The organism is Microcoleus sp. Pol7_A1 (assembly GCF_036701085.1).
GTDB classification, from domain to species: domain Bacteria; phylum Cyanobacteriota; class Cyanobacteriia; order Cyanobacteriales; family Microcoleaceae; genus Microcoleus; species Microcoleus asticus.
This window is the reverse complement of sequence record NZ_JAUBQD010000124.1, coordinates 1-6,909: the sequence shown is the minus strand read 5'-3', so window position 1 is coordinate 6,909 and position 6,909 is coordinate 1. Positions and strand designations below refer to the sequence as shown.

The 6,909-nt window shown below is 43.6% G+C and carries 6 protein-coding genes; 4 read left to right on the top strand and 2 right to left on the bottom strand.

The annotated features are described in order from the left end of the window. Together QUA20_RS31230 and QUA20_RS31225 are read left to right on the top strand one after the other, a co-directional pair. Positions 1 to 373, top strand: a 373-nt coding sequence (locus QUA20_RS31230) for a transposase (RefSeq protein WP_333194202.1), incomplete at its 5' end; no start/stop codon positions are given. Positions 374 to 686: 313 nt separating this feature from the next. Further along, entirely contained in the window at positions 687 to 887 is a 201-nt protein-coding gene (locus tag QUA20_RS31225; RefSeq protein ID WP_333194200.1) for a hypothetical protein, read from the top strand. A 185-nt stretch (positions 888 to 1,072) separates the two neighbouring features. Here the strand turns inward: QUA20_RS31225 and QUA20_RS31220 are convergent, their stop codons facing one another. Beyond that, entirely contained in the window at positions 1,073 to 1,426 is a 354-nt protein-coding gene (locus QUA20_RS31220) for a hypothetical protein (RefSeq protein WP_333194198.1), read from the bottom strand. A 107-nt stretch (positions 1,427 to 1,533) separates the two neighbouring features. Further along, positions 1,534 to 3,294 (bottom strand): reverse transcriptase domain-containing protein, encoded by a 1,761-nt coding sequence (locus QUA20_RS31215; RefSeq protein ID WP_333194197.1) that lies wholly within the window; start codon positions 3,292 to 3,294, stop codon positions 1,534 to 1,536. A gap of 1,653 nt (positions 3,295 to 4,947) precedes the next feature. Here QUA20_RS31215 and QUA20_RS31210 point away from each other — a divergent pair. Both QUA20_RS31210 and QUA20_RS31205 read left to right on the top strand, forming a co-directional pair. Next, entirely contained in the window at positions 4,948 to 5,268 is a 321-nt protein-coding gene (locus QUA20_RS31210) for a hypothetical protein (RefSeq protein ID WP_333194196.1), read from the top strand. Positions 5,269 to 5,412: 144 nt separating this feature from the next. Continuing rightward, positions 5,413 to 6,909 (top strand): DUF4347 domain-containing protein (locus QUA20_RS31205; RefSeq protein WP_333194195.1); only part of this gene is annotated, 1,497 nt, incomplete at its 3' end.

The window sequence follows — 6,909 nt, the reverse complement described above, 5'->3', positions numbered from 1 at the left end:
AAGAATGGTTTTCTCAGATACTAGCTCAGGCACAAATATGATTTTTTGTCAACTTAATTTAGATGCGTTTACCCTGGAGCGAAGAGCAATTCCATTATACTGGTCACTGTTGCCAAAATTGGGAAACAGTAGCTTCGAGTCACAGACTACCAATTTACAGCAAGTTTTACCATTCTTTTCAGAATATAAAGTCATCGTTTTAGGAGACCGTGAATTTTGTTCTGTAAATTTGGGAAACTGGCTGAGAGAAAAGGGTGTATCTTTTTGTTTAAGACTGAAAAAGAATCATTGTATGGAAACGGAACATTTAGTTTGGCAACGGTTAGATGAATTAGGAATAGTACTCTTAAACCTCTTTACATTTTCAAGGTAAAAGAGTGAGAAAAACTCGGCCTGCTACTGGATTTGATGTTGCTTGTAAGTGGAAAGAAACTACGGGGCATGGAAGGTTGATGAAGCGTGGTTTATACTCACAGATTTAGGATCATTGCCGGCAGCTATCGATGCTTACAAGCAACGAATGGGTATTGAATAAATGTTCCGAGACTGTAAAACAGGAGGCTACGATCTTGAAGGAACTAGCTTAAAAGGAGACCGACTTATTAACATGATTCTGCTCGTGACACTTGCGTACAGTTCGGGAATATTTCAAGGCACTGAAATGAGGAAAAAGCAGGTGCAAAAATATGTATCTCGTCGCAAATAATCTAAAAAAAGATATCGAAGACGGAGTACATTTGGTGTTGGCGCAAGATGGAGACAAGTGGGTCAATTATCTCGAACAATATTCTGACGAGGTAGAACAGTTAATGAAGTTAACTCCCAATAAACGCCGCTTTTATCAACAAGGTATTCGGGCCGCAACCCTTATACAGTCTATCTCGTAGACCTCTTTGTCACCCCCCCAGGTATTGCATATAATTGTACCGCAATCATGATAATGATTTAGGATTGCTATATATAGTTCTATTTCAAGCGCGCCGAGTGATTTCTTTCTAGCGCACGCTTATTTAATCCAATAGTTTGGGTAGGCAATTTTTCTAGTATGGACATACCTGGAGTCCTGCCTCAATTAATACATCAAGATTTTTTTAGCTTGTGAATTGAGGGGGTCGGGCTTGTGGATTGAATCAATTGGGAGAAGAATCTTTTCTGATCGCATCGGCGAACCCCTGAGCAAATATTCTTTACCATCAGGTGCAATAAAAAAAATAACTTCTACACTCTCTGCATGAAAGTCATTCGTAAACATACAAGCCAATCTCCCACGTGGCACTGTCAACGGCCAAGCATCACCGAAATTTTCTTGTGAAACTGAAATTGGCTGATCTGGTTCACACCCACAATTTACCCCTAGCAGCAATAAACCCATCACCGCACATTTTTTCCAATCCATACAATTCGCTCCGATACTTTTTTGAGACACAAAAACTCTACCTAATGTATAGCTGAGAGGTAGAGTCGAGGGGAATGTTGCCATTCCACCCCTCTCTTCCGAAACCGTGCGTGCGATTATTCACCGCACACGGCTACTCAATGTGCAATCCCTTTGTCATTAACAGACTTCTGACTGCCGTCAGCAGCAGTCTTTTCATCGTGGCAATGTCGATGTAATAGCTGAAGATTAACCCACTCGTCTTTTCCTCCTTGAGAAAGTGGGATTTTATGGTCAACCTCCATTACATTTCCTGAAAGAAAGTGTAGTCCGCACCAAGCGCACTTACCTTGTTGTTGTTTTAAAACTATCGCTTGTCTGTTAGGTAATTCAGGATGTCTGCCTAACCTTGTACTCCAATAAACTAAGTCGCCATCATAGGGACTTCTATCACCTTTTACCAACAGATAGTTGTTGCTACTGGTTGCAAACTCTGTGTGTAAAATTAGCTTGTTTGGCTCATCCCCTTTTGTCGCAAATACCCAGTTTCTATTGCCGATTGGTCGCCAATATAGACGCTGAGCTTTTTTGACATTAAGAGTGCGACGTTTGGCCCATATCCGAAGTTTTAAATAGGTCAGATTATCTTGTCTGGATAATTCTCCTACAGTGCCAATATCCGAGGCTTTGTAATAAGAACTCCATCCTCTAATTACAGGATTGAGGTCTTTAATGAGTGCCTCTTGTGGCGATAATCTGTGCATCTTAATAGTGCGAGATATTTCCCGCTGATGCGTCAGGATTGCTTTCTTTGATGGGGTGATGAGTGTGTCAAAACCTAATTTTCGCCCGTGATTATCTTCATCACTACGATATTTCCCCCTAGGTAATTGTTGGATATGATGACCAAGAAAGTCAAATCCAGCACTTCCATCTTCACTTAAATTGGGTTCGAGCGTATGAGCTAATCGGGTTTTGGAAGGTTTTAATTGTAAGCCAATGCCAGCTAACCACTCAGAAATTACAGGGATACACCCAGAAATTACGGACTTGCTTTCGTGCAAAAGTACGAAGTCATCAGCATAGCGGATGACACCAATAGAACGGCGTTTTTCCTTTTTACTTAACTTGGGAATAGTTAAGGTTTCCACGTAATCTTTAACTACCGTTTCTAGTCCGTGTAAGGCGATATTCGCTAATAGTGGCGATATAATACCGCCCTGTGGTGTACCACTGGATGTGGCATTCCAAACTCCTTTATCTATCACTCCCGACTTTAACCAGGCTTTGATTTGTCGCCTGAGTCCTGGGAAGGTGTTTAATTTGCGGAGGAGTTCTTTATGATTGATACAATCAAAACATTGAGATATATCCGCATCGAAGACATATTTAGCCTTAGTTTGGATACAGTTTTTGATATGTTTAATTGCATCCTGGCATGACCTGCCTGGTCTAAATCCGTAGCTTCCTGCCTCAAATCGAGCTTCCCACTCTGGTTCTAAAGCAGCCTTGACTACGGCTTGGAGAGCGCGGCTTTCCATTGTGGGTATTGATAGTGGGCGTTTTTCTTGGCTTCCAGGTTTGGGTATCCAAACTCTACGGGTAGGCTTGGATTTACCTGTTAGCTTTAATTGCCCTACCAATTTTAGGCGTGCTGCTGGGGACAATGATTTCACACCGTCCACTCCTGCCGTCTTTTTACCTTGGTTTTCGACTGTTACCCGACGTACCGCTAATACTCGGTTAGACCAAGACCTCATCAGTGTCTTTTGGAGTTGGCGCAGTCTTTTGACATCACCACAACGTGAAGCAGCATAGATGCGTTTTTGCAACTTGAAAACATATCGCTCGGCTTTTCGCCAATTAATAGTTTTCCATCCCTCTGTCTTCGAGATTGAATCAGATTTAGGCTTATTCATTGCTACTTGTACCTCTAGCTTTTGGCACATTGCGGTTCACGTCAGCCTATCCCGGACATTACTCCATCCCTTTTCAGGCGTTGACCGTTGTTTCGGTCTGGGCGTTAGCTTCTTGAACCATCCTTTCCACCCTGTTGCTTATTACCTGACCGTTTACCTGTTAATCGACCATAACAGGAGCCACAGGGAGGGTTACTTCGTTCCTGATATCCATTGGTTTGAGTCTTTAGGGTATGTCTTTCCACCGGGGTTCTAGGTAGTGCGCTAACTCGGTCCGTAGAAACTGTTAGACCTTACCCTTACCGGATATTTCCAGTCCAAGGTGTGACCGAATCACAAGCTTATTTCCCCTGGTTATTTTTAACGGTGGCTCAACGACATTTAGCCTGCTCTACCCCACGATTCTCCTTCACAATATATATTGTGTTGGCTCGCTTATAGAACTCTTGCTTGCGGAGGGCGTTTTCAGCAATTATCACCTTTGACCGCTTTCATCCCCGCTTTACGAACCGAGATAGTCAATCTCTTTCGTAGGGGCTACCACTACTGGTAGTTTATGTGCTTTCAACCCCGCACCAGGGCGGTAGGGCTTGGTTCTTTGGTAGAACCTCACCTACATGGGTATCAAGTTGTCATTGATAGAGGATTAAAGTGCGGACTCAACCAAGAGAGGTTACTCTATCAAAGCCTGGAATCCCCCCAAAAATCTGGGTTTCTCCAGAACGAATCGCACTACGGTCAAAATAGGACACGACATAAAGTTTTGTACCAAAATCTCGAACCGAGTCTATACCCCAAATTGTGCAATTTTTTTCAAGCACCTAGCCCTTACCAATTGAGTGCTTTTAAAAAGTTGATGATTTACTGCCACTAAAAAAATTTTATTATTGGGAGCAGAGTCTCTTCCCATCATCTATCAGCACTCCAAGATACCTCTTTGAGCATGGGTTTACAGGATCTGGCAAGGTAATTGGATCAATCGAGGGATAGCCTGCAGTTATGGCGAAACCATTGACGGCATATTGGTTTCCGTCAGGTGCAGTAAAAATGACAGCCTAGTCTACGCAAGATAATATGCCGCTCGGTACGGTAAGCGGCCACGTTTTTTTTTCCATACATTTGTTGTGTAACGGCTATGCTTGCGTAAGTCCTGTACATAACTCTGGAGCCATCGAATGGATACCCCGTAGCTCTAGCAATTCCGGCTCTAGAAATTTTTTCTAAAACCAGCCGCTCAATTAAGGATTTAATATAGGAGTAAAATCTGCTTATATTGAGAATTTTCAATCTGACTGACGACTAAATTTTTTACATTTAAAGTGCTGTTTTTTGTAATAAGTATTTGCATTTTTAATAAAAAAAAATCGCTTTGACAATTAGGACATTTCATACTTTTACCTCGAAAATCTATGTGGATTTAATATTAAACCATTACTGTGCATTACTACCCGAATGACTAATGGCTATCGAGGTTTGAAGCACGGGTCTAGATTTGGATTCTTTTTTGAAAGTGGTATCACCGGTAGGATATAGGAGCTATCGGTAATTGCGCGTTTGCCGGAAGTAAGAGAAACACGCAGAATATAAATTCCGTGCGATCGCGGATGGCAGTCCTGCAGAAATAGGGGAAAATGATAGATAGGTTAAATAAAAATGAGCGAAATAAACAAGGTCGCTAGCAGTTTCAAAAGCTCTGAATCCAAGGCTGTATCTACTCCTAAAGTCACTTTTGGAGGACGCAATATGTTGGTTTCTTTAAGGGAAACGACTCGCGCCTCGGAATACGCAAATTCCCCATCCAAAAGCTTTGTATTCAAGGACTCCAGCATCAATGAAGGTGGATATTTTGTTTCCAGAATTTTGGCTGGGGAATCTAACTGCATCGAGAAAACTACCTCGGCACTTCAAAAATATGCCTCTATCCTTAGAGAGATTGACAAAGTTCGCACAACTTCTGAGGGCAGCTCGGGCTAACTGCAATTAGGCTCTGTTATCCTCAGTTCAGATTACCTCGATCCATACAAAAGTTAATTGCCAAAATCGCATAGTTATCAAATAAGCTTGATGAGATAACTCCGGGGTGTATCTACTAATAATGCCCTTAATGGAGTCTCCAATATGAGTTCTAAATTCGCTCAAGTTAACTCACAATCTTATGTTGAAAAACTGCCACTGCGCTCCTTAGTCTTCATTGATTCCGGCGTGGAAGATTACGAGTCAATTGCAGCGGGAGTGCTGCCTCGACAGCAGGTAGTAATACTCGATAGCACCAAAAACGGCATCGAACAAATCAGCTCTGAAATTGAAAAATACGCCTCTACTAACGGGGCGATAGACTCGGTTCACATTATTTCTCACGGCAGTTCTGGCAGCCTACAACTTGGCAATACTGCTCTGGGTTCAGATAACATAGAGCAATACAAAAGCCAGTTGGAAAAGTGGCAAACTGCACTAGCCCCAGAAGCAGACATCATGCTGTACGGGTGCGATGTAGCCGCCGGCGAGGGTGCTAATTTCGTCGATCGCTTCAGTCAATTAACCGGGGCTGACGTTGCCGCTTCCAGCAACACAACCGGCAGCGGCGGCGACTGGAATTTAGAATTTGCTTCTGGCAAAATTGAATCTCCCTTAGCCTTGCAAGCCGAGGCGATGGCAAGTTACCAAGGTGATTTAGCTACGATCGTGGTAGCCAACAATAGCGATAGCGGGCCCGGTTCATTAAGGGCTGCGCTCGCCACCGCTGTTGCAGGGGATACAATTACCTTTGCTCCAGGTTTAGCCGGTCAAACTATTACCCTCACCAGCGGTCAACTCAATATTCCCGTTGGCAAAAACATCACCATTGACGGTGCTGCGGCAGCGGGTTTAACTATCAGCGGCAACAACGCATCCCGCGCCTTTTTTGTCAATGCCAACGTTGCGACTGCTACCAATTTTGCAGTCAAAAACCTCATTATTACTAACGGCAAAACTACCGATCGAGGTGGCGCGATCGGCACAACCGACGAAGTAAACCTCACAGTAGAAAACGTTCAGTTCAACAACAACGTCGCCGATAAAGGCGGTGGCGCAATTTTCGGTAATTTCAACAATACCCTGACTGTTACCAACAGTAAATTCAACGGCAACGCAGCCACCGCAGCTAACGATGAACGCGGTGCAGGTGCGATCGGCTTTTTGAGTTCCAAAACTTTTACAGTCACCAACAGCGACTTCACCAACAACAAAGGAATTAACGGCGGGGCAATTAACAGCCTTCAAGGTAAGCTGACAATTGACAACTCCCGATTCATCGGCAACGATACCACCGCAGCCGTTTACGCAACAGGCCAAGATAATCCGTTTTTAAGGGGTTTCGGCGGCGCAGTTTACACAGACAGAGCCAGCAATCCGAGCGAAGCTTCCGGCACAATTAAGATTACCAATAGCGTATTTCAAGACAATAAAGGTCGAGGTGAAGGAGGCGCAGCTTATCTGTTCACCGGCAGCCAAGACAAGGTTATTTTGGAAAAGAGCACCTTCCAAAATAACGAAATTCTGGCGCTACCCAACGGTGGAAATGCTGGAAACGGTGGTGGGGTAACGATTTTGAGCGACAGCACCAACCAGGGATTG